The organism is Cellulomonas pasadenensis (genome assembly GCF_047229365.1).
Classification (GTDB): Bacteria; Actinomycetota; Actinomycetes; order Actinomycetales; family Cellulomonadaceae; genus Cellulomonas.
Window position 1 is genome coordinate 22,273 of sequence record NZ_JBFTEP010000009.1, and the last position, 26,562, is coordinate 48,834.

General features: G+C 71.5%; 17 protein-coding genes. 13 read left to right on the forward strand and 4 right to left on the reverse strand.

The features are described 5' to 3' along the window. Positions 1 to 14: 14 nt before the first annotated feature. The 9 genes from AB6N23_RS02665 to AB6N23_RS02705 all read left to right on the forward strand — a co-directional run bounded on the left by AB6N23_RS02665 (position 15) and on the right by AB6N23_RS02705 (position 16,935). On the forward strand, positions 15 to 1,949 hold the full coding sequence (locus AB6N23_RS02665; RefSeq protein WP_412864507.1) for a hypothetical protein: 1,935 nt from the start codon (positions 15 to 17) through the stop codon (positions 1,947 to 1,949). Then, positions 1,946 to 2,902, forward strand: a complete 957-nt coding sequence (locus AB6N23_RS02670; protein ID WP_412864509.1) for a hypothetical protein — start codon at positions 1,946 to 1,948, stop codon at positions 2,900 to 2,902. The genes AB6N23_RS02665 and AB6N23_RS02670 overlap by 4 nt, the downstream gene beginning before the upstream one ends. Then, positions 2,895 to 3,782: a DUF6339 family protein gene (locus tag AB6N23_RS02675; protein ID WP_412864511.1), complete on the forward strand. Its 888-nt coding sequence runs from the start codon at positions 2,895 to 2,897 to the stop codon at positions 3,780 to 3,782. The genes AB6N23_RS02670 and AB6N23_RS02675 overlap by 8 nt, the downstream gene beginning before the upstream one ends. 89 nt (positions 3,783 to 3,871) lie before the next feature. Next, positions 3,872 to 8,512, forward strand: a complete 4,641-nt coding sequence (locus AB6N23_RS02680; protein ID WP_412864513.1) for a DEAD/DEAH box helicase — start codon at positions 3,872 to 3,874, stop codon at positions 8,510 to 8,512. Then, positions 8,500 to 10,245 (forward strand): UvrD-helicase domain-containing protein, encoded by a 1,746-nt coding sequence (locus AB6N23_RS02685; RefSeq protein WP_412864515.1) that lies wholly within the window; start codon positions 8,500 to 8,502, stop codon positions 10,243 to 10,245. The genes AB6N23_RS02680 and AB6N23_RS02685 overlap by 13 nt, the downstream gene beginning before the upstream one ends. After that, positions 10,242 to 13,433: a helicase-related protein gene (locus AB6N23_RS02690; RefSeq protein WP_412864517.1), complete on the forward strand. Its 3,192-nt coding sequence runs from the start codon at positions 10,242 to 10,244 to the stop codon at positions 13,431 to 13,433. Before AB6N23_RS02685 ends, AB6N23_RS02690 begins: the two co-directional genes overlap by 4 nt. Continuing rightward, the gene (gene drmB, locus AB6N23_RS02695; RefSeq protein ID WP_412864519.1) at positions 13,423 to 15,150 is read left to right on the forward strand and encodes a DrmB family protein; all 1,728 of its coding nucleotides are present in this window, start codon (positions 13,423 to 13,425) and stop codon (positions 15,148 to 15,150) included. The genes AB6N23_RS02690 and drmB overlap by 11 nt, the downstream gene beginning before the upstream one ends. After that, positions 15,147 to 16,256, forward strand: a complete 1,110-nt coding sequence (locus AB6N23_RS02700; protein ID WP_412864521.1) for a DNA cytosine methyltransferase — start codon at positions 15,147 to 15,149, stop codon at positions 16,254 to 16,256. The genes drmB and AB6N23_RS02700 overlap by 4 nt, the downstream gene beginning before the upstream one ends. A gap of 61 nt (positions 16,257 to 16,317) precedes the next feature. Further along, positions 16,318 to 16,935, forward strand: a complete 618-nt coding sequence (locus tag AB6N23_RS02705) for a hypothetical protein (protein ID WP_412864523.1) — start codon at positions 16,318 to 16,320, stop codon at positions 16,933 to 16,935. A 121-nt stretch (positions 16,936 to 17,056) separates the two neighbouring features. Here AB6N23_RS02705 and AB6N23_RS02710 read toward each other — a convergent pair whose 3' ends face one another. Together AB6N23_RS02710 and AB6N23_RS02715 are read right to left on the reverse strand one after the other, a co-directional pair. Continuing rightward, positions 17,057 to 18,013 (reverse strand): HNH endonuclease, encoded by a 957-nt coding sequence (locus tag AB6N23_RS02710; RefSeq protein ID WP_412864525.1) that lies wholly within the window; start codon positions 18,011 to 18,013, stop codon positions 17,057 to 17,059. 190 nt (positions 18,014 to 18,203) lie between these two features. Continuing rightward, on the reverse strand, positions 18,204 to 19,715 hold the full coding sequence (locus AB6N23_RS02715) for an SIR2 family protein (protein WP_412864527.1): 1,512 nt from the start codon (positions 19,713 to 19,715) through the stop codon (positions 18,204 to 18,206). Positions 19,716 to 19,828: 113 nt separating this feature from the next. Between AB6N23_RS02715 and AB6N23_RS02720 the strand changes: the two genes are divergently transcribed. Together AB6N23_RS02720 and AB6N23_RS02725 are read left to right on the forward strand one after the other, a co-directional pair. Then, positions 19,829 to 20,443 (forward strand): DUF6318 family protein, encoded by a 615-nt coding sequence (locus tag AB6N23_RS02720; protein WP_412864528.1) that lies wholly within the window; start codon positions 19,829 to 19,831, stop codon positions 20,441 to 20,443. Between the two features lie 425 nt (positions 20,444 to 20,868). Continuing rightward, positions 20,869 to 21,345, forward strand: a complete 477-nt coding sequence (locus AB6N23_RS02725; protein WP_412864530.1) for a hypothetical protein — start codon at positions 20,869 to 20,871, stop codon at positions 21,343 to 21,345. 94 nt (positions 21,346 to 21,439) lie between these two features. Here AB6N23_RS02725 and AB6N23_RS02730 read toward each other — a convergent pair whose 3' ends face one another. Then, positions 21,440 to 22,672, reverse strand: coding sequence for a Fic family protein (locus tag AB6N23_RS02730; protein ID WP_412864532.1), 1,233 nt, complete (start codon positions 22,670 to 22,672; stop codon positions 21,440 to 21,442). A 122-nt stretch (positions 22,673 to 22,794) separates the two neighbouring features. Continuing rightward, positions 22,795 to 23,292 carry a hypothetical protein gene (locus tag AB6N23_RS02735; RefSeq protein WP_412864534.1) on the reverse strand — a complete coding sequence of 166 codons (498 nt, stop codon included), beginning with the start codon at positions 23,290 to 23,292 and terminating at the stop codon, positions 22,795 to 22,797. A 158-nt stretch (positions 23,293 to 23,450) separates the two neighbouring features. On the opposite strand from AB6N23_RS02735, the gene AB6N23_RS02740 reads away from it, so the two are divergent. After that, the gene (locus AB6N23_RS02740; RefSeq protein WP_412864536.1) at positions 23,451 to 23,903 is read left to right on the forward strand and encodes a hypothetical protein; all 453 of its coding nucleotides are present in this window, start codon (positions 23,451 to 23,453) and stop codon (positions 23,901 to 23,903) included. Between the two features lie 105 nt (positions 23,904 to 24,008). Next, on the forward strand, positions 24,009 to 26,561 hold the full coding sequence (locus tag AB6N23_RS02745; RefSeq protein ID WP_412864538.1) for a cutinase family protein: 2,553 nt from the start codon (positions 24,009 to 24,011) through the stop codon (positions 26,559 to 26,561). The last annotated feature ends 1 nt before the right edge of the window (position 26,562 follow it).

Consider the following 26,562-nt stretch of genomic DNA (forward strand, 5'->3'; position numbering starts at 1 on the left):
ATGATGACTCCGTCATGAGTGATCCAGAAGGCCCCCGTTGGCAGTGGCGTGAGCAGGATCCGGCGTACGGGAACTACGGCAACGCCAACCAGTGGACGGTCAACGCCGGCCTGGCCTCGCTCGCGCGCGAGAGCGCGCAGAACACGAACGACGCCCGCCTTCCGGACCGGGCCGCGGAACTCGTCTACACGTTCGTGCGCCTGACCGGAGAGCACCGCCGAGCATTCGAGGAGGCGCTCGGCTGGCACGACCAGCTCCTGCCGCACGTGACCTCGATGGGCGCCTCGTCGAGCGGTGCCGTCACCGCGGGCCAGCTGGCCGCCGGTGTCGAGGACCTGCGCACGTCGGACGCTCTCGTGCTGCTGAGGATCTCCGATCACGGGGCCCGCGGCCTGTGGGGGCCGGAGTTCGCCGACGGCCCCGAGGGGCAGTTCGGCAACTTCGTGAAGCTGTGCCGACTGGACCTGTTCAGCGGCAAGGACAAGGCGGCGGGCGGTTCCTTCGGGCTGGGCAAGGCCGTCTACTGGCGGTTCTCGCGCGTCCAGACCGTCGTCTTCAACTCCACGGTGCTGCCCGAGGACGGCAGCGACGGCCGACACCGCAACCGGCTGTTCGGTGTGCAGCAGGGCGTCGTCCACCATGTCGACGGGAAGGCGTACCAGGGCCGCGGGTACTTCGGTCGGCAACCCGCGGACGGCACCGACGTCGCGTCGGTGTGGGAGGCCGAGGAGCTGGCACGCCGACTCCACGTCGCACGCCCGGACGACCGACCGGGCACCACGGCGCTCGTGGTCGGGTTCTACGACCCCGACGACCCCCGCACCGGCCTGGTGGGGCGCAACGCGCTGACGAACCTCGCGAGGACGCTCAGGCAGGGCGTGGAGGAGAGCTTCTGGCCCCTCCTCGCGCGCCGACGCATGAGTGTGCGCATCGACGTCGAGGAGAACGGCGTCCGCACCGAGTCGACGACGGTCGATCCCGCGGAGACCTTCACGGAGCTGGTCCGGGGCCTGCACAAGTACGACGCGGGCGAGGTCGCCGAGTCCCTCGACGACGACGAGGCCGTGATCGTGCGTGACGTCGTCATCGACGTGCCCGCGCGCCGGGCCCCCGACGCGCACCCGGCCTTCGCCCACCAGGCCAAGCTGGTCGTCACGCTGAGCGACTCCCAACCCGACACCCTCGAGAACCGCGTGTGCCTGTTCCGTCGGCCGGAGATGATCGTCGAGACGGTCGACCGCGTCTTCGAGGGCCGCAGCTACCACGCCTTCCTCCTGGCGGGCGCCGCGGTGTCGCCCGACGCCGCGACCGACGAGCAGGTCCGCGCCGACGACTTTCTCCGCTTCAGTGAGCCTCCCGCCCACGACAGGTGGATCCCGGGGACGGGCCGGAAGCAGGCCAGCCAGGCGAATCTCACGGCCCGGTACGTCGCACCGTGGGTCCCGAACCTCCGCAGCATCGAGACGCGCGTCCTCGAGGCTCTGCAGTCGGTGTTCGGCGCGCCGCCGCCGCCGTCCGACAGCCCGCCGGAGGCCGTCCTCAAGCACCTCCGGTTCCTCACCGGCGAGCCCGGCACCGGAGGTCGCGGTGTGCCGGGTGCCCGCAAGCCCGAGGTGCTGGACGTCGCGGCCGCTGTCGTCGACGGCCGCTGGCACGTCGACTTCACGGTGCGCGCCAGCAACAGGGCACAGGGCTGGGCCCTCAAGCCGCGGCTCGCCTTCGTGGGGCTCGACGCGAAGGCGGTCGCGGTGCAGTGGGACGGGCCGCTGGAGGCCCTCCAGGCCGACGGCAGTGTGACCGAGGACGGGACGGTCGTACTCCCGCAGAAGGACCGCGCTCGTGTCGTCAAGGCGCGTCTGCGGGGCCGGTCGGTCGTCGGCGCGCCGATCCCGCCGCGTGACGCACGCATCGACGTGGTCGTGCGGTCCGTGACGGGGGCCGGATCATGACGTTGCTGCTCCCGTGGTCGTCGTGGCGGCAGGAGTGGGAGGTCCGGCTCGACGAGGTCGTCGTCGACGGCACGGAGCGGAGCGACATCGCGAGCGGGGACCACCGTCGACTCGACCTCTCGGAGCCGTGGGAGAGCGCCACCGTCCGTGTCACCGCGGTGCCGGCCGACGGCGAGCGGCCGGACGGGATCAGCGGCCTGATCGTCCACGCCTTGGTGACCTGTCGCGACACTCTCTGGCGCGCTCCCGTCGTCCTCGCACCCCAGGAGGACGGCGGTTGGCTCGGACGGGTCGAGCTGTCGTCGGACGTCCTCGCCGGCACGGTCGAGATCACCGCCACCGCGACCGCGACCGTCGACGGCTCGCGACGGCTCGTGGCTCTCGGGACGACGTGGCGCGTCGTCGTGGATCCCGGCGACGCGCCGTGTCCTTCAGGGGCTCCTCCGTTCCGTACGGTGTGGACGGCATTCCGCGGCGACGACGCGCCGGCGGACGTCCGCGGAGCGCCTGACTCCTACGCCGTGGTGGCGGCGCACGCGGACGAGCTGGTCCTGTACCTCAACAGCGGCATCGAGGGCCTCCAGGACCTCCTGCACGCGGATCGAGCGAGGGGTCCCCGGCGGATGGTGCGCGAGCTCGTGGGCGCGGAGGTCGCACGCCAGGCGCTGGCCTCCGTCGTCCGAGCAGCCGCGGGCGAGGTCGTCGAGATGTCGGACGTGGACACGGTCAGTCCACCGACCGGGCGCACCCACCGCCAGGCGCTCGATGCCGTCGCCCGCGCCATGCCCGAGGTCGCAGGCCTCGACGAGCTCGTCGAACGTATCGCCGCCGCCGAGCACGGACCATCGGCGACCCGGTTCGCACTGTGGGCGGAGATCGACGCGGCCGTCGCACAGCTCGCCGGGACGACGGCTGCCGTCTCGGACGCCGCGAAGGAGGTGCGCTTTGTCTGATGCGGGCCTGAGGACCTTCACCGCTGTCCCGACGGTGCACGACCGCGAGCGGATGCTGGAGGATCCCTCCTGGTCACCGAGTTCCCTGGCCGTGCTCCGGCGTCGGGACGGATCCGAGGTCTCGGTCGCGGCCGTGACCGCCCTCATGGACGAGTGGCGTCGACTCAGCGACTCGCAGGCATGGGGTGCTCCTTCCGACAGCGACCGCTGGCTCGCCCCCCGCCTCCACTGGGCTCTGCGCATCACCCGCGCCGAAGCCGCAGACAAGGGCGTGTGGTTGTGGCTCGCCCTGCGTCATCTCGACTACGTCGCGTGGCGATGGGGTTCGCCCGCGACGGAGGACCGGTGGACGGGAGGCGTGAACAAGCAGACCTTCGCCCGGCTCTGGTGGGGCGCCGAGTCGTTCCGCGACGGGGGCGACTACGAATCGGTGACAGCAGCCTTCACGCTGCAGGACCTCCCCAACTCCTTGCTCCACAGGGAGATCACCCGGGTACGCCCTTTCGCGGTCGCGCTGGCCCGGTTCGCGGCCGCCGGCGACGGCGAAGGGCCGCTGTCCGCCGACCGGCTGAACAACATCGCCGGTGTCGCGAACCTGGTCCTCGGCGGCCTGTCCCCGGAGGCGGTCACGTCGTGGTGGGTCGAGGACCATGCCGTTCTCCGCACGTGGTGCCGGTCGGAGCCGGCTGCCCCGGCGTCGTGGGACGCCCTCCCCGCCGGACCCGGCACCGGACGTCTTCCCTCCGACGTCACGGCGGCGGCAGAGCACCTCGTCCGGCAGTGCGATCGCCTCGGTCCTGACTTCGCCCGGGCGAAGGGCAATCGAGCCGGAAGGCGCGTCGGCCACGCAGCGGCGATTCTCGAACAAATGTACGGCTGAGTCGCGCTCAGCAAATTCATTGTCGGTGGTCGAGTCCATGATGCGTGACCATCCGGCCGAAGTCCGGATCCGGTCGAGGAGGACACGAGATGACGTGGACGTCGGGTGACGCCGATCTGGCTCATGTGGTGCGCGAACAGACCGCGGCGTGCCTCGATGTGTACGCACGCGACCCCAAGCGCATCGAGGAGGACGCGAACAACGAGCGTCGCATCGCCGAGGGCGGGTACCGCGACCGACAGCTGCAGGAACTCATGCAGAACGCGGTCGACGCGGCGCGCAACGGCGGCAGCCGCATCGAGGTCCGGCTCTCCGACGACACCCTCTACGTCGCCAACGACGGCGAGTCCTTCAGCGCGAAGGGCGTGGAGGCAGTGATGGCCTCCGACCTCTCCTCCAAGTCCGACGACCGGATCGGTCGCTTCGGCATCGGTTTCAAGTCGGTCCTCGCCGCCACGGCCACCCCACGGGTCTACAGCCGTTCCGTGTCGTTCGCATTCGACGCCGAGTGGACGGAAAGCACGATCCTGGAGGCGGGCCTCCGGGCGCCGCGGTATCCGGTCATGCGCCTCGCACGCGTGCTCGATCCGGTTGCCGCGGCCGCGGCGGACGGGGCGCTACGCGAGATGATGGCGTGGGCGTCGACCGTGATCGTGCTGCCAGGGCTGAGGTCCCCGGCGTCGATCCGCAACGACCTCGTCAAGTACCGCAGCGAGCTCCTCCTCTTCTCCCCTCACGTCCGCCGTCTGCGGCTCCGCGTCGACGGACTCGCGGACCACGAGGCCACCACACGGGAGCGGCCCGACGGGCTCGTGGACCTCGTGTCCGGCGACTCGACGACGACCTGGCGCGTGCTGTCGACCGTCTGGGCACCGGCGGACGCAGCCCGCAAGGACGGCGGACGCATCGCCGACCGCGAGAAGGTGCGGCTGGACTGGGCCCTGCCCGTCACCGGCAAGGAGCGCTCCTCCCTCGGAGAGTTCTGGGCGTACTTCCCCACGGACGCCCGGACGACGATGACGGGCATCATCAACGCTCCCTGGCGACTGAGCGACGACCGCACGAACCTGCTGCCGGGCGCCTTCAACCGCGGGCTGCTCTGCGAGGTCTTCCCTCGTCTGCTCGCGTCGAACGTCGGTGAGCTCGTCGACCACGACGACCCGGCGGCGTTCCTCGACCTCCTGCCGGCGCGCGGCAAGGAGAGCCGGAGCTGGGCCGACGACGCGATCAATCAGCCCGTCTTCGATGCGCTCCGACTCACGGCGTGCGTTCCCGACGTGGACGGCCGGATGCACCGCCCGGACGAGCTGAGCATCGCCCCCGAGGGCATCGACCCTGAGTGGGTCCAGGAGTGGTCGACCGCCTCGTCGGCACCGAGCTCGTCCTGGGTTCACCCGAAGGCACTCTCGACCGCCGAGCGTCGCCTCAAGGTCCGTCGCTTGGTCGACCCGTCGGGCCGGCGCGACCTCACCGCGAAGGACTGGCTGGAAGCGCTCATCCGCCCCGACGACATGGAGTCGTGCGCGGCCGCGATCCGACTCGCCGCGAGGATCGTGCGCGAGTCCGTGCGACAGGCGCCCGGCAACGCCACCAAGGCTCAGCTGATCCACGATCTGCAGAGTGCGCGGATCGTGCCGCTCGAGGGCGGAGACCTCGTACGCCCGGTGAAGGGCAAGGTCTTCATCCGCACCAGCGCCACCGACGACAGCGGGGTCTTCGTCGACCCTCGCCTCGTCGAGCTGCCGGGCGTGACGGTCGCCCTGGCGGAACTCGGTGTGACCGTCCTCGACAAGCGCGCCGAGCTCGAGACCGCACTCTCCCAGGCGCGGGACGGGAAGGACATCTGGAGCCGGGTCTGGCCGCTCGCACGTCAGGTGACACGCGACGTCGCACGGGAGGCCTTCGAGGCCTACGCCCGCGGTTCGCTCCACACGTTCGTCCGAGTGCGCACGGCGAACGGCCGGTGGGCTCGTCTCGACGAGGCGTTCCTGGGCGGCACCGTCGTCCCGACCCACGGACGCCGGGACGCCGGTCACCTGATCGATCCTCAGTTCCACGCGAGCGACGTGGAACTGCTCCGTGAGCTGGGGGCTGTCAGCGAACCCACCTGGCGCTCGACGGACCAGGTCCAGGAGCCCTGGCTGACGACGTACCGGGAGGAGGCCAAGGAGGTCTTCGGCAAGGCGAACCGGACGAAGGTCGGGCTCGCCGAGGTGGTGGTCGAGGACCGGCCGGTCCTGTGGCCGCTGGGGTTCTTCGACGCCCTGTCCGACGAGGGTCGGCTCGAGATGACCCGTGTCGTCCTGAGCAAGGGCCCCTTCGCGTCCTGGCAGGTCCGTCACGCCACCGACCGACGACTGAAGGCGGTGCACGTGCAGGCGCCGGAGCTCTGGGCTCTGCGCAGACACGGCCTCGTGGACAGCTCGATGGGGCCGATGCGTCCGCGCGACGTCCTGGTGCGTGGAGAGGGGCAACGTGCCGACCTGTTCCCGGTCGCGTCCGACCTGTCGGTCGAGCTCGCCGAGCAGCTCGGTGCGCTCGCGTCGAGCGACGCCTTCTCCACGGAGCAGTGGCGGGCCATGAAGTCCATGGCGGACCGGTGGACCGACGACGACCGGCGTTTCGAGTTCTACACCTACCTGCCCGGACGGCTGCCGGCGCAGCCGCTCGTCGTCCGCGTCGGAACGCGCCGTGAGGCCGTCGCCGCGCCGAACATCGGCGTCACGAGTACTTCGTCGGTCTACGAAGGCATGCTCGAGGCCCAGGTGCCGGCGATGCTCGTGGAGGACGACGACCTCCACCTCTTCCTCGAGCTCTGGGGAATGCACGACGGGAAGGAGTTCCTCCGCGAGGAGGTGATCGCCGACGTCCAGGGCGAAGCCGTGTACCTGACCGACGAGTTCCCGCCGTTGAAGAACCATCCCGACCTCGCGCCGGAGCACTTCGACCTCGAGCTGCAGCGCTGCACTCGCATCGTCCGGCTCGTCGCCACGCCGCAGGGCCAGGTGGAACGGCCGCTCGCCCAGCGGTACGAACCGGGCCGCGTACTGGTGACGGCGACGGCGCCCGCGCAGGTGCTGGCCCAGGTCTCCGAGGCCCTCAAGCTCGGCATGACGGCGCAGGACGTACAGCGGGTCCTCGCGGCGATGGAGCAGATGCGCGCCTCGCAGCTGAAGCGGGAGGTGCGCAAGGCCGCCCGGAGCAACGCCGAGCTCGGGCTCGTGACCGCCGTCGGAGCGGAGGCCCTCCGGTCCCAGGTGCCGCGCCAGGCGCTGGAGCTCCTCTCCGAGAACGGTTCGCTCGCCGAGGAGGAGCTGGCGCGGCTCGTGCTGTCCGTGCACGGCGTCGGGGTACTCAAGGTCCTCCGATCGTCTCTCGAGGAACGCGGACTGGAGCCGCCGCGCGAGTTCTCCGGCCGCCAGAAGGAGCGGACGTGGGTGGCGGACCTCGGCTTCCCGGCGGAGTGGGCCGGCTTCCCGGCTCGGCAGTCCCCCGCGCGCGAGACGATCGACGGCCCTGTCGAGCTGAAGCCCCTGCACGACTACCAGGAACGCGTGACCGAAAGGATCCGCTCCCTGCTGGTCGGCATCGGGCGGCAGCGCGGAGTGGTGTCGCTGCCTACGGGGGCAGGTAAGACGCGTGTCGCCATCCAGGCCCTCGTCCAGGAGATCGCGAACGGACGCCTTTCCGGCCCCATCGTCTGGATCGCGCAGTCCGACGAGCTGTGCGAGCAGGCGGCCGAGAGCTGGACGTACGTGTGGCGAGCACTCGGCCCCGCGCCCTTGGTGCTCGGACGCCTGTGGGGATCGAACGAGGTCGAGGAGGAGCCCGAGGGCACGCAGGTGATCGTCGCGACGGACGCGAAGCTCGAAGCGATCATCGCCCACCGTGCCGACGACTACGCGTGGCTCCGCGAGCCGACCGTCGTGATCGTGGACGAGGCACACACCTCGGTGAGCCCGCGCTACACGAGCATCTTCGACTGGCTCGGGCGCGGCGCGCGGGCCACTGAACCGCGGCCCCTCATCGGGCTGACCGCCACGCCGTTCCGCGGGACTTCCGACGAGGAGACCAAGCGCCTCGTCGCCAGGTACGACGGCAACCTCCTCGACGCGGGCGTGCTCGGAGAGGACCCCTACCGCACGTTGCGAGAGAAGGGCGTGCTCGCCCACGTCGAGAAGCGCACGCTCGACGGAGCCACCGTCGACTTCACCGAGGCCGAGCTCGCGGAGATCGGGCAGATGCGCCGCTTCCCCCGCAGCCGCGAGCAGCAGCTGGGCGACGACAACGAGCGCAACCGCCGGATCGTCGAGTCCATCCTCGACCTCCCCGACGACTGGCCGGTCCTCCTGTTCGCGCCGTCGGTGGAGAACGCCCGCTCGATCGCGGCGCTGCTCTCGCACCGCGGCGTGCCCTCCGTGTCGATCTCAGGAGGGACGGAGACGTCGGCGCGGCGGCACTACATCGACCAGTTCCGCAAGGGGGCGATCCGCGTGCTGACCAACTATCAGGTGCTCACGCAGGGGTTCGACGCTCCCGCCGTCAAGGCGGTCTACGTCTGTCGGCCGACGTTCAGCCCCAACGTCTACCAGCAGATGGTCGGGCGTGGCCTGCGCGGCACCTTGAACGGAGGCTCGGAGAAGGTCCTCATCGTCGACGTCGAGGACAACCTCAGCATGTACGGGGACCAGCTGGCCTTCCGGGCGTTCGAGAAGCTGTGGCAGCAGTGAGCGTGCCGGTGCTCGACCTGAGCCAGCAGGCCGCAGCCGAGGTGGAACCGGGGCAGCGGCAGGTCGTCGTCGCGGGTCCCGGTTCGGGGAAGACGGAGGTGGTCTCCGCTCTGGTCGCACACCTCGTCGGCGTGGAGGAGGTGGACCCCGAGTTCTCGTTGCTCGTCGTGAGCTTCTCCCGTGCTGCCGTCCACGCCGTCACCCGCCGACTGCGCGCCAACGAGATCCAGGCAGCGGCGGCGGTGCGCACGATCGACTCGCTCGCGCAGCAGATCGTGCGCGAGGCCTACGACGAGGAGATCGTCGGTCACGACATCTTCGATCGCAGGATCGCACGCGCGACGCACGCGATCCGTTCCGGGGACTGGCGGGAGATCCACGAGCTCGAGCACGTGGTCGTCGACGAGGTGCAGGACGTCGTCGGCCTGCGCGCGGAGTTCCTCCTGGCGCTGATGGAGGGCCTGCCGGGGCAGACCGGTTTCACGCTCCTCGGCGACCCGGCACAGGCGATCTACGACTTCCAGCTCACCGCCGACCACCCCCTCACCAGCGGCGAGCTGCTACGACGTGTCGGCGACATGCCGGGGGCGGTGCGCCGTGAGCTGACGGGGTCGTACCGCGCCGGTACCCGGGACGCGTCCGCGGCGGTGGCGCTCCGGTACGCCGGCGACCCGTCCTTGCGTGGAGCCGAGGAAGACGTGCGCGACTTCGTCGTCGACATCGCCACGGTGGACGACTTGGGGATCGCCGCGCTCGCGCGGAGGCAGGGCAACGGCCTCGCGGTGCTCACCGCCACGAACGGACAGGCCCTGATGGAGGCGCAGGACCTGTGGGCGGCCGGCGTGCCCGTCCACGTCCGTCGTCCCCTCACGGCACCGGTCGTCGACCGTTGGGTTGCGGAGATGCTCGCGACGACGCCGGTGTGGACGTTCGACGACGTCCTGGCGGTCGCCGACGACGAGGCGCAAGCCGTCGAACGGTGGCGCGGGCTGCGGAACTGGATCGCCCCCGGGTCCCGGACCCTCGAGACCCGGGAGGTGGCACGGAGACTGCGCCGCGGCCACGTGCCGGGGGAGCTGGTGGCGTCCGAGCCGGACGTGGCGGTCGTGTCGACGGTGCATCGTGCGAAGGGGCTCGAGTTCGACACCGTGGTGCTCGCGGAGTACGAGCGCGTCGCCGACGAGTCCCGCGAGCCCGCACAGCAGGCGCGGGTGGACTACGTGGCAGTGACACGTGCGCGCTTCCGCCTGCTCCGGGTCCGGCGATCTCGGTACCCGCAGATCCTCAGCAGGCATCCGAGCACCGGTCGCTGGCTGCGCAGCCAGTGGAAGACCAAGAAAGTGCGAGCGGTCGAGGTTCGCGGTGACGACCTCGACCGGACCCGGCCTCCCGGCATCGACGCGGAGAGGACTCAACTTCACCTGCGCGATCACGTGCGCACGGGGGACTCCGTGCAGCTCGTGCACGACTGGACGAGCGGCGACACGCCGTTCTGGGACGTGCACCACAAGGGTGTGCCGATCGGCCGGACGAAGGCCGAGTTCGGGGAGGCGGTCAGGCGGATCCTTCACGGCGACGTACGGATGGACCTGCGCGGAGTGCACGTCGAGTGCGTGGAGACGGTCGCCGGCGACCCCGTCGAGGACCTGCAAGGCGGCGTCGGCCGTCACGGTCTGTGGCTCGCGCCGCGGCTCGTGGGTCTCGCGGTGCGCGAGAGGAAGGACGAGGAATGACCAGGCTCGACCCGTGGTACCGCGCCCGTGCGGCGATGGTGGAGGCGCTGGAACGGGACCTCATGGGATCCGACGACGACGTCCACCTGACCGAGCCGCCGCTCGATCGGTTCGTCGTCGGCATCCTGCACCCGCCGACCGGCGACCCCATCGAGGACGCCGCCGACGTGCCCGACGTCGAGACGGGCACGCAGGTGGACGCCGAGTACGACCCCGGGGTGAGCCTGTCCCGCATGCGGCGACCGTCGTCGATGGGGCTCACGTTCGCGGTCGACCCGTCGCTCACCCCGCGGGTCGCGGTCACGGTGCGCGCCGACCGCTACCTGCCCCAGATCGACGGGCAGCTCGCCGACGAGACGCTGGCGACGCCGACCGACGGTGACGACGCCGAGGAGTCACCCGTGGTCGACCGCGTGCGCTTCAAGAAGCCGCGCAACTGGAACCTCGTCGCCGGCGCGACCAGAACGGAGTACGTCGACACGAAGGCCGCTCAGCACCATGCGTTCCAGCTGGAGGAAGGCCTCGAGCTCCGCGTCCTCGTCCGCCCACCGGTGGACGGGGACGTGTCGGTGACGGTGGCGCTGGTCAACTCGTTCCGACGCGAGACGCCGAACGGCACCGACGAGTACGCCTGGTTCCGTCCGGTCATCACGGTCGAGGCCGAGCGAGGGACGTTCAGCGAGCGCCGAGCTGCAGCGCGTTCGGCCCGCGGCACCGACGAGGCCACATCCGAGCTGCTCTACCGCCAGGCGGTCAGTCTGGCGGTCGGGCACGGCTGCGCGGTCGTCTGGGACACCGTGCCCGCGCGTCGCTTGCAGACGACGTTCCTCCCACGCCAGGAGGTCCTCGTGTCACGCGCGGAACGCGCGGAGCTGCGCGGCCGGTTCGGTATGGCGACGCTCGCCGGCACCGACGAGCGCGACGCACTCCATGCGCTCGTGTCCGAGTACGTCTCCTGGATCGAGCGGCAGGAGAGCCGCCTGCCGGAGCTCGACGACGACGTCCGGGTGACCGCCGCCGACCATCTCCTCACTGCTCGTCGCACGGCCGACCGGATGCGTCGGGGCATCGCCGTCCTCGACGGAGATCCGGATGCCGCTCGGGCGTTCCGGGTCATGAACGCGGTGATGCAGGAGCAGCGCGCGCGGCAGGAGATGGTGCGCACCGGCCGCGACACGCCGCTCGACGACGAGCAGCAGTGGCGCCCGTTCCAGATGGCCTTCGTGCTGCTCAACCTCGAGGGCTTGGTCGATCCGAGCAGCGAAGAGCGCGAGATCGCCGACCTGCTCTGGTTCCCGACGGGTGGGGGCAAGACCGAGGCCTATCTGGGTCTGATCGCCTTCACGCTCGCGTTGCGTCGACTGCGCGGCGGACCGGGGCGCGGCGGCGGTGTCGGCGTCCTGATGCGCTACACCCTGCGCCTGCTCACGCTGCAACAGTTCGAGCGTGCGGCCGGGCTCATCTGTGCTCTCGAACGGTGGCGCCGCGCCGAGCTGCCCGATGCGGAGCCGATCACCGTCGGGCTTTGGGTGGGGCGTTCGGGCACGCCGAACAGCCACAAGGACGCCCTTGCCGCTCTCAGGCGGCTGCGCGACAACCAGTCGCCCGGAGAACACGGGAACCCACGTCAGCTCCTCACCTGCCCGTGGTGCGGCTCCGACCTGCCGGTCGACGCGTACGACCTCGACCGGCGGCTCGGACGTCTCGTGGTGCGATGCCCCGCTCCGTCCTGCGACTTCCACGACGGCCTCCCGGTACTCGTCGTGGACGAGGACGTCTATGCGGCGCGTCCCTCGCTTCTGATCGGCACCGTCGACAAGTTCGCGATGATGGCATGGCGACCGGAGGTCCGCCGCCTGTTCGGCGCGGACGGCGAGGTCGACCGTCCGGACCTGATCGTCCAGGACGAGCTGCATCTGATCAGCGGTCCGCTCGGCACGCTGGTCGGGCTGTACGAGACAGCGGTCGACGCCGCGTCGACCGGCTCTGCCCGGCCCAAGATCGTGGCGTCGACGGCGACGATCCGACGCGCACAGGGGCAGGTGAAGGCGGTCTTCGACCGCGAGGCCCGTCAGTTCCCACCGCCGGGGATCGACCCCGGCGACAGCTTCTTCGCCGTCGAGGCGCCCAGGGACGAGCTCCCGGCCCGCGAGTACGTCGGTGTGCTCGCCCCTGGCACGAGTCACGCGACACTGCTCGTGCGTTCGTACGCCGCCCTGCTCCAGGCCGGCAAGGACCTGGACGCACCGGACGACGTGCGGGACGCGTACTGGACGTTGCTCGGCTACTTCAACAGCCTGCGAGTGCTGGGCGCCGCCTTCATCCAGTCGATCGACGACGTCCCCGGCCGTATACCTGTCGCCGCCCGGCGGCTCGGGACGGAACCGCGTCACGTCGAGGAGCCGAAGGAGCTGACCTCCCGCGTCTCGTCCGACGAAGTGCCGCAGCGCCTCAAGGAGCTGGGCACGTCCCTCGGGGCGGACGACTGCCAGGACATCGTCCTCGCGACGAACATGATCTCGGTCGGCGTGGATGTCGACCGGCTCGGCCTCATGGTGGTCATGGGCCAGCCTCAGACGACGTCCGAGTACATCCAGGCGACGAGCCGGGTCGGCCGTCGACATCCGGGCCTGGTCGTGACGTTGTACAACTCCGCTCGGACACGCGACCTCTCGCACTACGAGTCGTTCGTCCCCTATCACCGCGCCCTCTACCGGCAGGTGGAGGCGACCGGGGCGACACCGTTCGCGCCGCGGGCGGTCGACCGGGGCCTGCACGGCGTACTCGTCTCGCTGATGCGTCTCCTCGTAACCGAGGGCGCGGCGGAGACGGCCGTCGGTGCGGTCAACGCAGAGCCGGAGGTCGCGAAGGTGCGCGAGGTCGTGCGGCGTCGCGTCGCAGCGGTCGCCCCCGACGAGGAGGAGCGGGTGCTGACCGCCCTGGACGCGTTGATCGAGAACTGGCAGGACGCAGTCGGAGAGCACCGCGTCCAGAAGTACACCTCGTGGGGTGCCCCCATGGGCGCCCTCGTCGTGCCGGCGGGTGGCTCACCCTTCGTCGACGGGCAGGAGAGGCAGCTCGATCAGTTCCCTGTCAACGAGCCTGCCTGGCCGACCTTGACCAGCCTCCGGAACGTCGACGCCACCAGCTCGCTGTTCCTGGTCAGGAGGAAGAACCTTGCCCGCTAAGAAGATCGGCGACGCGCGCCAGAGTCAGCTGGTCACGACCTACGGCGTCGGGAGCCTCTTCCCGTCCGAGGACCAGAGCTACGTGGTCATGGGGACCGACTACTGGCCCCCGACGTCGCCGCGCCTGGACGAGCCGCGGCTGGCGCGCGCGCTGGGGATGAAGGGGTTCCGCACGCCCTCGGCGGGCCGCTCCAACGGCGACGTGCCGGTCATGCGTTTCCCCCTGATGCACTACTGCCCGAAGTGCCACGTGCTGGGGCAGGTCCACCAGCTGCAGGACCAGCAGACGATGTGGTGCAAGCACTGCCACACGTCGCGGCTGGTGCCGTCCCGCTTCGTCGCATGTTGCGACGCGGGCCACCTCGAGGACTTCCCCTACTACCAATGGGTCCACAAGGGCGAGGAGACCGCGTCCGGCGACGAGCGGCACCAGTTGACGCTCAGGATCCTCGGCAGGTCGTCCTCGCTGTCCGACATCCTCGTCGGCTGCTCCTGCGGAGTGCCGCCGAAGTCCCTCAACGGCTCCTTCTCTCAGCACGCGCTGCCCCCGGTCCGCCGGTGCTCGGGACGGCGACCGTGGCTGGAGACCGACGCACCCGAGTGCGACCGTCCGCTCCGAGCACTCCAGCGAGGATCGTCGAACGTCTGGTTCGGCTCGATGCGGTCCACCATCTCGATCCCGCCGTGGTCCACTGCGGCGGCCGCGTTCGTCGACCGGCACTGGAACGTCCTCGAGCACATCCCGGACACGACGCTCGAGACGGCGCTCGCCCCGATGGTCGCGAACGCCCCCGGTGTGACGGTCGACGCGGTGCGAGCGGTGATCGCACAGCGTCTCGGCCTGGCCGCCAGGAGTCGCCCCACGGAGGCCGAGCTGCGCAAGGACGAGTACACGGCGCTGTGCGCCGGCACCGGGACAGGCACCGCACAGGACACCTTCATCTGCGAGACGGAAGCCGTCGGGCCGTCGATCGCCGACTACGTGGCGCAGGTGTCGGCCGTGCACCGTCTCCGGGAGGTGCGGGCGCTCGAGGGCTTCTCCCGCGTCACCCCGTATGTCCCGCGGCTCGACGACGACGAGGGCACGACGCCCGGCCTCGCGCCCTTGAGCGAGAAGCCGCTCGACTGGCTCCCGGCCGTCGAGGTCCACGGGGAGGGCGTCTTCATCCGCCTCCGGGAGGAACTGCTCGCGGACTGGGAGACGGCACAAGCGGTCCGACGCCGCGCCGACCTCGTGAACGCCGCTCAGGAACGACGCGACCGCGACTTCGAGCGACCTTCCTCGCCGCCCGTCGCCGCGCGCACCATCGCCCTGCACACGCTGGCACACATGCTCCTCGACGAGCTGAGTCTGCACGCGGGGTACCCGGCATCGTCGCTACGCGAACGTCTCTACACCGCACCGGACCAAGCAGGGATCCTCATCTACACCGCATCCTCCGACTCCGCCGGGAGCCTCGGTGGCCTGGCAGCCCTCGCGAAGGAGGACCAGTTCCAGCAGACCTTCCTGGCAGCCATCGACCACGGCCGTTGGTGCTCCTCCGACCCGGTCTGCGCCGAGTCGCGCGGGTCGGGCACGGACAACATGAATCTCGCCGCGTGCCACGCCTGCGTCCTGCTTCCGGAGACGAGCTGCGAGAACCGCAACGTCCTGCTCGACCGAGTCTGCGTCGTGGGCAGCTCGGAGTTCCCCGACGCCGCTCTGTTCCCGGCATGACACACGACTCCCTGTCGCACGCGGGCCCACCGGAGAATCTAGACCGCATGCGCCGCGAGCCTGCCGACATCCGGGTCATCGACCTCTTTGCGGGTGCCGGCGGCCTGACCACAGGATTCGCCGCGACCGGCCGCTTCCAGCCGGTCGGGGCCGTGGAGCTCGACGAGCATGCGGCTGCCACCTACGCGCTCAACCACGGTGAGCGCGTCCACGTCGGTGACATCGCCGCCTACGCCGCGGGGTCGTTCCCTCGCGCTGACGTGGTCCTCGGCGGCCCTCCCTGCCAAGGCTTCTCATTGCTCGGCAAGCGCGACGCGGACGACCCCCGCAATCGGATGTGGGAGCAGTACCTACGGGTCCTCCAACGCGTGCGACCCGCCTTCTTCGTCATAGAGAACGTCCCGCAGTTCCTCGACTCCCGCGACTTCCGCTCCCTCGTCTCCGAGACCGGCGTCGGCGGCCGGCTGCAAGGTTGGGAGCTCGAGGCCTGGACGCTCAACGCAGCGGATCACGGCGCGGCGCAGAACCGAAGGCGAGCGATCATCGTCGGCCGTCGAACTGGGATCCGTCCCCTCGGCCGGCCGGAGCCCGGCCCTGTTCGCATGTGTCTCGTCGACGTCCTCGACGACCTCGACCGCGTCCCCGGTGCGACCGAGCTGCCCGCTTCGGTCGTCGAGGTCAACGGTTCCGTCGTGCCCGGTGCCTTCAAGGCGCGGGAACTCCATTTCATGCCGCCCATGACCGCCTTGTCCCGTGAGCGGTTCCGCCACATCCCCTACGGGGGGAGCCGACTGGACCTTCCGGACCACCTGCAGGCCCGCTGCTGGCGCGGCAACACGCGCAGCGCTGCGGACGTCATGGGGCGCATAGTGTGGGAGAAGCCCTCGATCACGCTGCGCACCGAGTTCTTCCGCCCAGAGAAGGGGCGATTCCTGCACCCCGACCAGGACCGACCCATAACCCACCACGAGGCCGCGCGCATCCAGGGCTTTCCGGACGACTATCTGTGGGCGGGCACTCGATCGTCGATCGCGCGGCAGATCGGGAACGCGGTGCCCCCGCCTCTCGCGCGCGCCGTGGCCGACCGGCTCTTGGCACGACTGTGACTCTGGCGCAAGATCGGCATAGGACGCCGTTGGCACCGGCCGACCAAACCCCCGAGATCTCATGAAGTGGCTCGGTGCCGCGCTCGCGAACCGCGGCGTCATCGCACCGCTCCGTGCCGAGACGTCGAGCGCCGTCCCAGCGGTCAGCGAACGCCCCTTCACGCCCTCGGCCGCGCACGCAAGGGCCGGTGCCCAACCCTCTGAGGTGCCCGCGGAGCTCGACGCGGCGTTGATCCGTGCGGCACGGGCGCTCGCCGACCTGCGTGCCCGGGGTGGTAGCGGTCCGGATCTTGCTGCGTCCCTCGCGCGAGTCACGGACGTCCAAACGCAGATCGAGAGAAGCCTCGGCATCCCACCGCGTGTCGGACACGAGCGCCGCCTGGCTCCCCGCGACGGTTCGCCGACGTCCACACCGATCGTTCCGTCTCCCCGGCCCTCCGTCGAGGTGGCTCCGGCGCGACCGACGAGTGCGGAGACGGCGGACACGCAGGACCTGACGGAGCGCGTGGTCCAGTGCGTTCAGCGCTTCCCGGGCGCCTCCGCCAAGGAGGTGGCCGCATCGCTGCACCGCCTCGTCGGCCGACCGGTGACGCGTCGTGAGGTCAACGCCATCCTCTACCGCGATCCGCGCTTCATCCATGACGCCGGGGCGCCGCCGCGCTGGCAGATCCGAGCGTGATCTCTCGATCGACGTCGCCCGGTCGCCACGGAAAGCGGAAGTCTCAGGTCCGGTCACGCGACCCGCGGCCGCACCGCGGGCGCGGGTCGGAGCACCAGGCACCTTGCAGGCGCCGGGCTCCTCATGTCCTCGCCAGATCCCGCCATCGATCTCTCGCGGCTCGGCGATGATCGGCGACGAGCCCGATGGCGGGACGGACCCGTCGCGGAAGGTGCAACGGACCCCCGTGAAGCGCGTCCAGATGCTCGTGCCGCTCCCGCAGCACCGGCGCCACCTCCGCCCGCCAATGGACGGGATCGATCGTCAGCAGCAGCCGGTCGAACAGCCGGTGCACGTCGGCGCGCAGCAGCAGTCCCCCGTCGTCCTGGTGCTCGGGGCGCTCCGCATACGAGTACAGGTGGGCCGCGTCGAGCACGGCTTCAGGCTGCCGTCCCGTCACCGCGCACGTCCCGTCGAACCGCTCGAGCATCCGTTCCCGGAACCGGCCCTGGTTCACGCGGCGACGGACGACGGCCTCGACGTGCCCGCCGTCCAAGGGCGGCGCGTGCTGTACGAGCTGCAGTTGCAACGCGCCCTCGATACCGGAGTACGCACGGAGCATGGACATCGCGCGGTCCGGGTCGAGCCGGCGGATCGCGTTCTGCCTGTCCTTGCCCGCGTACACGTCGTCGAGCACGCGGACCGGCACGGGTGACGGGAAGTCGATCCAGGAGGCCTCGTAGGAGGCGGCGTAGGCAGTGACGTCGAGCGGCACGACCAGCGGCTCGTCGAACTCGTGGCCGCAGTCGTTGCAGCGGTGTCGCGGGAGCGCACGCTTGCGCGTGGCGAAGTCGGCTTGTCGGCACGACGGACACCGACGCATGAGCTTGACGTGCGGACGACTATCGACGGACTCGACGACGCCGTAGCCGAGGACCAGCTGCCGGTCACGCAGCACGATCACGTCGCCGACGGCGATGCCCCGGTGGTTGATGACGTTCGAGTCGTACTCGTACCGGTGCCCGAGGACGTCTCCGTAGGAGTGGTCGAGCAAGGACTCGGAGACCCGGGTGTAGCAGCTCCAGGCGCTGACCGTCACGAGCCCGCCGCCCGCTCGACCGCCGTCATCGCCACCCGTCGAGCTCAGCACGTGGCCCGACGTCGTCGCAATGACGCGACGCCGCGGGAGGGGTCGATTCACCCGCTTGCCGGAGAGCGGAAGATCGGCCGTCGCGCCCAGGTGGGCCTCGAGCGCGCAGCCCGGCCTGGCCCGCTGCGATCGCCTCCCGTCAGGCGCTTCCGGCGCCGTGCCGGCGCAAGCTGTCCGTGAGACCTGACCACCGACGCGCGTGGCGCTCGGGGAGTGCTTCGATCGCGGCCGCGAGTCTCCGCGCCGCCTCCGCCACCGGGGCCTCCTCGTCCACGAGCAGGGCGCCGTAGCGCTCGTCGGCCATGTAGGTCGCGCGGCTGCTGTGCATCGCGACGGCGTCGAGGAAGATGGCGAGGTCACGGGCCTGGGCCGCGTTGTCCGTGGATCCCGGCGCCGTCGTCGAGTGGAACTCGAACGTCCCCTTCCACAGGAGCCCGCGAGCGCCCGGCTCACCCAGCACGAGCACCGTCCCCAGCTCGTCGGGCACGACTCCGGTCCCGTGCTGCCGCGCCGAGCGCATCACCTCGTGTGCGAGCCGCAACACGTTGTCGTCCGTCAGGGACGCCCCGACGACGAGCAGGTGCTTCGTCAGCAGCAGGGTCTGCACCACCGAGCCGAGCGGCCGGGACGCCGCGTCGTACCCGACGAAGTCGCTTCGCGTCAGGACGATGCTCGCCGCGTCGTCCACGTCTCCGTGCAGCTTCAGGACCCAAGGACTCTCCTGGTCCACCGGGCCCGCGGGCAGGACGCGCACGGCGGCCCCCCGGTGGACGTCGCCGAGCGCCGCCTCGTAGAGGTGGTCGTAGTTCGTCGTCACGGCGGCCTGGCAGCGCAACGACGCGAGCAGCGCGTGCCCGAGGGCGTAGCGGTCGTGGCCGCGCACGATGTCGCTCACCCGCTGGCGCATGTCCGCCACCTGCTTGCCGATGAGCTCCGCCTGGTCGATGGCGGGCAGGTCGGAGAGCTCGGACGCGACCAGCTCCGTGTCGCGCGCGAGCTGCTCGAGGAGCCCGCTCCAGCTCGGCAACCCCGCGCCCATGCTGACACCGGCGCCGATGAGGAGCGCGAGCTTGCCCTCCCGGGCCAGGCCCGCAAGGCGGTCGACCAGCGGGTCGACGGTGTCGACCGTGGCTCGTCGCAGCTCCTGCAGCGCCGAGTAGTCCGTCGGGTCGTACGCCATGAGCGCGACGTCGAGATCCCGGTGGGACGTCACCGCGACCGCTGCGTCGAGGAGCGCACGGGCGAAGGCGCCGCGGTCGTGGTCGTACCCCCCTCCGCTCACGCCCATGACTGGGACGACGACGAGCGGGTGCGGACGGCGCTCGGCGGGGCTGACAGACGCCGCCACCTCCTCGAGCGCCTGCTCCACCCGGGAACCGAGAGCGACGGCGGGCTCACCGGCGAGCTCGTCGATCGCGACGAACCAGGTCGGGCGTCCGCCCGGGCTCCCCGGGGCGCGGGAGAAGCCACGTCGCGGGTACCAGTCGGCGGGCCGGACGTCGTCCGCCGCGGCGTAGCCGTCCTCGTGCGCGACGCCCAGGGCGGCCGCCCACTTGGCCGTGACGGAGAACCAGTGGTCGGTGGGGATCACCTGCGCATCGGCGTCGAGGTGCTCGAGGCGTCCATGGAGGACGAAGACGTGACCGGTCATGGGCGCGATGCTGCCTCACCCGTGTGCGGAGCCCCCGGACCCGACCGGTGTGCCGTATCCACAGGGTGGGCGGCGCTGGCCAACGCGAAGCCCACAACCGGTACTTTCCGGGCATGCCTCATCGACGCCGGCTCATCGCAGCAGCCGCGACCGGCGCTGCACTGCTGCTCCTCGCCGGCTGCACGCCCGACTCCGGGCCGGAACCGACGCCGAGCGCGACTCGCGCGACGCGGTCCGCCACGCCGGCGCAGTCCTCCGCCACGCCGACACCGTCCCCGACTGCGACATCGCCGACCCGGCCGGCCGCCATGGGGACGAACGACGAGGCGGGCGCCGTTGCAGCCGCCGAGTACTTCCTCTCCGACCTCTACGACTACATGTACGTCTCCGGGGACACCACGGAATGGGCCGCGCTCGCGGCTGACGACTGCTCCTTCTGCAACAGCGTGCTGAGTGATGTCGAGTCGATGAAGACGGCCAACCACAGCGACACGGGATCGGCCGTGGAGGTCACTGCGTCACGGGGTGCTGCGATCAACCGGGGCGAGTCGTACTCGGTGTGGGTCACCGCGGCGCAGAGTCCGTCGCAACGTCGGGACGCCCACGGTGCGGTGGTGACCGAGGACGCCGGCGGTACGTACGACCTGTTCCTCGCCGTCTGGTGGATCGACGGCTGGGTCATCCGTGGGGTCGACGTGTTGGCCACCCACGGCGAGCCGTCGCCGTGATCGCGTCGACGGCAGTAGCCCTCTCCCTTGCGACGGTGATGGTCGCCGGACCGGTTACGGGAGCGCCACCGAGCAGCCAGGGTGGCACCGGTGGCATCGGCAGTCGCGCTGCCGTCGCCGCTGACCGCCAGGCGATGGAGATATCGGCGTCGGAGGCGCAGCGCATGAGCGACGCAGCCGTGCGCGTCCCCGAGCCAGAGCGGCTCGTTCAGTACGAACGCGCACCCATCTGCGCCACGTCCGTGTCGTGGCGTCAGCCACGAGGGAACAGTGATGGCACCTGCTCGGAGGGAACTCCGCTCTCCGTCATCGACTGCGGCGAGGACACAGCCCTCCCTCCGATGTGGATGCGGACACGCGCCTCTGCAGCTGACGCGTGGGGCGACTGGGAGTCGCTCGACGCGGGCGGTTGCGGTGCCGACGCAATGCCCACGCTTTCGTCCGAGGACTTCCGGCGCCTCCCCATCCCCGCCCCGGTGCTGAACGTCCAGCCCGCGGCCGACTGGGTGCTCGTGAACAAGGAGACGATCGTCCACACCGATCCGTCCCCGGTGACGCTGACGACCGACCTTCTCGGCTTCCAGGTGACGGTCGAAGCAACGCCGACGCGGTTCACGTACGACTTCGGCGACGGCGGACGTCCGCTGGTCACCACCGACCCCGGCGCCCCGTACCCGGCGTTCGAGACGTTCCACGTCTACCGATCCCTCGGCACCCGCACGATCACCCTGACCACCGAGTGGTCCGGCCGCTACCAGGTCGCCGGCTCCCCGGTCTGGCGCGACGTCGACGGCACCGCCCAGACCACCGCCACCAGCGCCCCGTTCGAGGTCGTCGAACGCACCAGCAAGCTCGTCGCCGAGCTCTGCACCGCCGTCCCCACCCCCGACGACTGCCGTTGACCCACCGCCCGCACCCCGGCGTGCAGCGTTGTGGTCACCAGGTGTCCACAACGCTTCACGCCAAGCCGACGCCGCACCTGCACTTACCCGGCCCTCAGACCTCCCCCAACGCCCGCCGCCCCGCCCTCGCGGCGAACCGGTCCAGCGCGCTCAACACCTGCGTCGACTGCCACAGCACCGAGCGCCGCCGGCCCCCGACCTCGACCAGCGCGCCCGCCGCGACGAGGCGCTCGATCGCTCGCATCGCGTTGGTGTGCGAGATGCCGAGTTCCTGCTGCACGACAGCCGTGTGGACGACCGGCTGACGCAGCACGAGGTCGAGCAGCGGCCACGCCGACGAGTCCGCACGCGCACGGAGCCTCGACGTCCACTCCGCACGGATCGCACGCAGGTCAGCAAGCAGCACGCGCCCGTTGAGGACGGCATCGTGCGTCGCGGCCGCGAGCGCGTAGACGATCGGCGCCGGGTCGCCGGCCCGGTAGGCGGTCAGGGCGTCGAAGTACGCACCGGTGTCGACCAGCAGCCCGGCGGACACCGGCACCGTCAGCGAGCGCGTGAGCCGGCGGCGGCGCAGCAGTGCGTGGATCAGGGCGCGGCCGGTGCGGCCGTTGCCGTCGGGGAACGGGTGAATGGTCTCGAACTGCGCGTGCGCGAGCGCCGCGTGGATCAGCGGCGGCACGTCGTCGCGGCGCGTGAAGGCGACGAGGTCGTCGATGGCTGCAGGGACGCGGTCGGGGTGCGGCGCCACGAAGGTGGCCCGGTGCGGCGAGTAGCCGCCCCTGCCGATCCACACCTGCTCCTGACGCCACCGGCCGGCCAGCTCGGGCTCGGTGTCCTGCAGGAGCGCCCGGTGCATGGCGAGGAGCGCGTCGGCGTCGATCGCCTCGGACAGCTCGAGTGCCGCCTGCATGGCGTGCACGTTCCCGACGATCTGCGTCGCGTTCCGGCGCGACTCCTCGCCGAGCTCCGCGAGCGCGATCTGCTTCGCGCCGGACGTCAGGTTCTCGATCTGCGAGCTCGACGCCGACTCGGAGCGCAGCAGGATCGCGGCGAAGGGCGCTACGTCACCGGCCGCCTCGGCGTCGAAGTCGCGGATGACGGCCGACGCGCCCTCCGCAGCCGTGGCTGTCTCGCGCGGCAGGCGCACGTCGACGTCTGCGATGGCCGGTGTGACCGCGGCGCGGTAGGGACGCGCGAGCTCCTCACGAGCCGACCGCGACAGCATCTCGGGCGGCAGGGTCGCCCGCCACGGGCGCTCCTCCCACGCCAGGGCAGGCCACGCATGCTGCGTCTCCGCCCCGGTCCCCGGGCCTATAGGGATCGACATGTCGTCAGACTATCCATCTCTCACGTCGTAGGGATGGATAAGCCGTCACGTCGCACACCGCTACGCAGCGGTGCGGGCACGAGGCGCCACTGCCACAAGGTGCGGTCGTCACCGCCGCCACGTCACCCAGTACGGGTCGCGACCAGCTCCGCCCACGCGGCGTCCAGCTCCGCCCAGCTCATCGGGTCCCCGTGCAGATCGATGCCGGAGGGGTCGACGGTGATCGCCTTCCATTCGCACTCGTACCGGCGCGTGGGCACGTGGTGCCCGATGAGCCACGGCTCACGCTGCGGACGCGCGGCCAGCGTCAGCACCCACAGCCACAGGACGTACCCGACCTCGGCGTGCTCGTCGTCGTGCTGGCTGAACTCGATCGTCAGCGACGGCTCGTGCGTGCCGATCCCCGACAGGCGCACCGGCGAGCCGACGTACGGCTCGGGCTCGTAGTGCAGCATGCGCGCCCAGTCCTCGAGGTAGTACGCGACGACGGGGTGCAGGGCGTCGAGGTCCTCGCGATCCGGCGGGACGTCGCGGGCGACGGCCGCCAGCGCCCGGAGCGCGGCCGGCTCGGCGTCGCGGCGCAGCGGCACGCGGAAGGACCAGGCGGGGTAGTCGCTCACCCGCGGCACTGTAGGTGCGCGGCCGCCGAACGCCGGCGCGTCCTCCACAGACGGCCCGCGCACCCCCCACCCGCCACCGCGCGGGTGAACCCCCGTCACCGGCATCCCACCCTCGCTAGCATCCGCCCCACCACCTCCAGCGGAAGGCACGGCCCGTCATGCCCGCGAACACGCCTGCCCGCCGCCGCGCCTGGATCGTCGCGATCACCACCGTCGCCACCCTCGCCGCAGCCGCCACCCTCCTCCTCCCCCGTCTCGCGGGCCCCCCGGCCACCCCCGTCGCGGACCGCCTGACCCCACCCGCCACCTGGCAGCTCGTCACCGACGTCGTCACCGCCCCGTCCTTCCTCTGCCTCGGCGGCCAGCCCTGCCCCTCCGTCCAGCGCGCCTGGACGACCCCGAACCAGCCCACGGCCGACGACATCGACGCCCTCACCGAAGCCGCCGGCTGGCCCGCCACCCTGGACGGCACCTGCACCCCCGAGCACCCCACCGACCGCACGGTCTGCCGAGCCACCGCCACCGTCGACGGCTTCGCCGTCGAGCTCCGCGTCGTCACCTCCACCACCACCGACGGCGCCTCGATCCAGCTCGACGTTCGGCCGAACTAGCGACGTACCAGCGGCGTCCGGATGAACGCCGCCGAACCGGACACTTCCCCGCACACCCGACCCCTACGTTGAGGCGCCCCCACCCCGTTCCGGAAGGCCCTCTCCATGTCCCGTCTGCGGCGCGCCTGCGCCCTGCTCGCCGGAGCCGCCGTCGCGGTCGGCGCCCTCACGCTCCCCGTGCCCGCCGCGACCGCGGCGGAGGTCGACCGCGCCTGCACCGACGTCGAGGCCGTGTGGGCCCGCGGCTCGGGCCAGGGGCTGGACGGGCGCGAGTTCACGAAGTTCCGCGACGAGCTGACCGACCGCATCGCCGCGCCGACGACGTTCGACGTGTACGAGCTCGGCACCGAGGCGCAGGACGGGTACCAGTACCCGGCGGTCGCCGTCGGCACGGGCGGGTGGGACCAGATCAGCAACACGATCGGCGCGAGCGCCGGCTCGGGCCTGGCGTTCGAGTACGGCAACAGCGTGTGGGAGGGCGCGCACGAGCTCGTCGCCTACCTCGGGCAGCGCATGGTGACCTGCGGCGAGACCGTCTTCGTGCTCGGCGGGTACTCGCAGGGCGCGCAGGTGATCGGTCAGACGTACCAGTACCTGACCGACACGTTCCGCGAGCGCATCGTCTTCAACGCGCTGTTCGGCGACCCGAAGCTGCACCTGCCCGAGGGTGAGGGCATCTGGCCGGCGGCGTGCCGCGGCGCGGGCTCGAACTCCGAGTGGCGTCGTGACGTGCCGGACTGCCGCACCGACAACGGCTCCCTCGGCGCGCGCAAGCCGTACCTGCCCGCCGGCTGGACGAGCTCGTCCGGCCTCTGGTGCGAGGACGACGACTTCGTGTGCGGGTCGGCGAAGGCCCCGTGGACGACGTCGGGCCACATGGTCTACGGCGACGACGGCGGCGCCATCGAGGACGCCGCGCGCGAGATCGCGGAGCGCCTCAAGACGCGCCTCCCCGACCGCGCGCCCACGTTCGACGCGGGCATCCACCTGATCGGCGCCGGCACGACGGGCCTGGACGTCATGTTCGTCCTGGACTCCACCGGCTCGATGAGCGGGCAGATCGACGCCGCCAAGCGCTTCGCCGCGTCCATGGCCGGCACCATCGCGGCCGCCCGCGGGCGCATCGCGCTCGTCGAGTACCGCGACGCCGGCGACGAGTTCGTCGCCGTCACCCGCATCGGCCTGACCAGCGACGTCGCCGCGTTCCAGGCGGCGCTCGACCCGATCGTCGCCGACGGTGGCGGCGACAGCCCCGAGGCGCTGCTCGCCGCGCTCATGGAGGGTTTCAACACGCTCGAGTGGCGCAACGGCGCCACCAAGGCGGCCATCATCCTGACCGACGAGACGTACCACGACCCCGACATCGCGACCGGGTGGACGACGGCCGACGTCGTGCGCCGCTCGCTCGAGATCGACCCGGTCAACCTGTACCCCGTCGTGCCGGAGTGGGCCGCCGCGTCCTACGAGGCGCTCGCGTCGCAGACGGCCGGCAAGGTCGTCGTCGACGGCGGCGACACCGAGGCCGCACTGACCGACACGCTCACCGAGCTCAAGAACCGCCCGGTCGTCCTGCTGCCCGTCCTCCGCTACGCCGCGCCGCTCGGCGAGGCCATCACGTTCGACGCCTCCGCGTCCTACGTCATCGGCTCGGAGATCACGGAGTACGCGTGGGACGTCGACGGCGACGGCACGTTCGACCGCACCACCACCGAGCCGGTCCTCACGCACACCTACCCCGGCGAGTTCGACGGCCTCATGCAGGTGCGCGTCACGGCGGCCAACGGCACCGTCGGCTCGATGTCCGCGCCGGTGCTCGTCTCCGCGACGGCGCCCGACGACGGCCGGCCCGCCGCGCCCGCGACCGTCGAGGTGTCCGCGACCGACCCGGTCGACGGCGTCTCCGACGTCACGGTCACGTGGACGCCCGGCGACGACCGCGCGGCCCGCTGGGGCATCGCCGTCAACGGCATCGGCGTCGCCTACCGCCCGGCCGGCGACCGGTCGATCGTGCTGACGGGCGTCGAGCGCGCCGAGGACGTCGAGGTCACCGTGCACGGGCTCGACGCGAGCGGGCAGCTCGGCCAGGGCCGGTCGGCGTACGTGCCGGCGGCCGTCGAGCCGGAGCCGACCCCGACGCCCACGCCGACCCCCACCCCGGAGCCGACCGACCCGGGCACCCCGGCACCCACGCCGGACCCGACCACCCCCGCGCCGACGACGCCCGCCCCGCCGGCCCCCGGCACGCCGTCGACGCCGGTCACACCCGCCTCCCCGGCGCCCACGCTGACGCTCTCCGCCACGCGCGTGCGCGCCGGCGGCGAGATCGACGTCACCGCGTCGGGCCTGCCGGCGGCGGCACCGGCCCGCATCGAGCTGCACTCCGACCCGGTGCTGCTCGCGGCTCGGACGACGACGGCGGCCGGCACGCTGCAGACGCGCGTCACCATCCCGCGCTCGACCCGGCCCGGGGTGCACACCGTGGTGGTGCGCACGTCGGCGGGTGACGTGTCCGCGCAGGTCACCGTGCTGCGCGCCGACGGCGGTGCGCTCGCCGCGACCGGTGCGACGCCGGGCCCGTGGGTCGCCGCCGGCCTGCTCGCGCTCGCCGCGGGCGGCCTGCTCGTGGGCGTCCGGCGCGCGGCGGTGCGCCGGGCCTGAC

What these genes read in the sequence shown, in the direction of transcription:
- AB6N23_RS02715 (WP_412864527.1), bottom strand. Translation starts at nt 19,715, where the DNA reads ATGACCGGTCACGTCTTCGTCCTCCATGGACGCCTCGAGCACCTCGAC.
- AB6N23_RS02745 (WP_412864538.1), top strand. Translation starts at nt 24,009, where the DNA reads ATGTCCCGTCTGCGGCGCGCCTGCGCCCTGCTCGCCGGAGCCGCCGTC.
- AB6N23_RS02670 (WP_412864509.1), top strand. Translation starts at nt 1,946, where the DNA reads ATGACGTTGCTGCTCCCGTGGTCGTCGTGGCGGCAGGAGTGGGAGGTC.
- AB6N23_RS02680 (WP_412864513.1), top strand. Translation starts at nt 3,872, where the DNA reads ATGACGTGGACGTCGGGTGACGCCGATCTGGCTCATGTGGTGCGCGAA.
- AB6N23_RS02725 (WP_412864530.1), top strand. Translation starts at nt 20,869, where the DNA reads ATGCCCACGCTTTCGTCCGAGGACTTCCGGCGCCTCCCCATCCCCGCC.
- AB6N23_RS02720 (WP_412864528.1), top strand. Translation starts at nt 19,829, where the DNA reads ATGCCTCATCGACGCCGGCTCATCGCAGCAGCCGCGACCGGCGCTGCA.
- AB6N23_RS02740 (WP_412864536.1), top strand. Translation starts at nt 23,451, where the DNA reads ATGCCCGCGAACACGCCTGCCCGCCGCCGCGCCTGGATCGTCGCGATC.
- AB6N23_RS02730 (WP_412864532.1), bottom strand. Translation starts at nt 22,672, where the DNA reads ATGTCGATCCCTATAGGCCCGGGGACCGGGGCGGAGACGCAGCATGCG.
- AB6N23_RS02700 (WP_412864521.1), top strand. Translation starts at nt 15,147, where the DNA reads ATGACACACGACTCCCTGTCGCACGCGGGCCCACCGGAGAATCTAGAC.
- AB6N23_RS02690 (WP_412864517.1), top strand. Translation starts at nt 10,242, where the DNA reads ATGACCAGGCTCGACCCGTGGTACCGCGCCCGTGCGGCGATGGTGGAG.
- AB6N23_RS02665 (WP_412864507.1), top strand. Translation starts at nt 15, where the DNA reads ATGAGTGATCCAGAAGGCCCCCGTTGGCAGTGGCGTGAGCAGGATCCG.
- AB6N23_RS02705 (WP_412864523.1), top strand. Translation starts at nt 16,318, where the DNA reads ATGAAGTGGCTCGGTGCCGCGCTCGCGAACCGCGGCGTCATCGCACCG.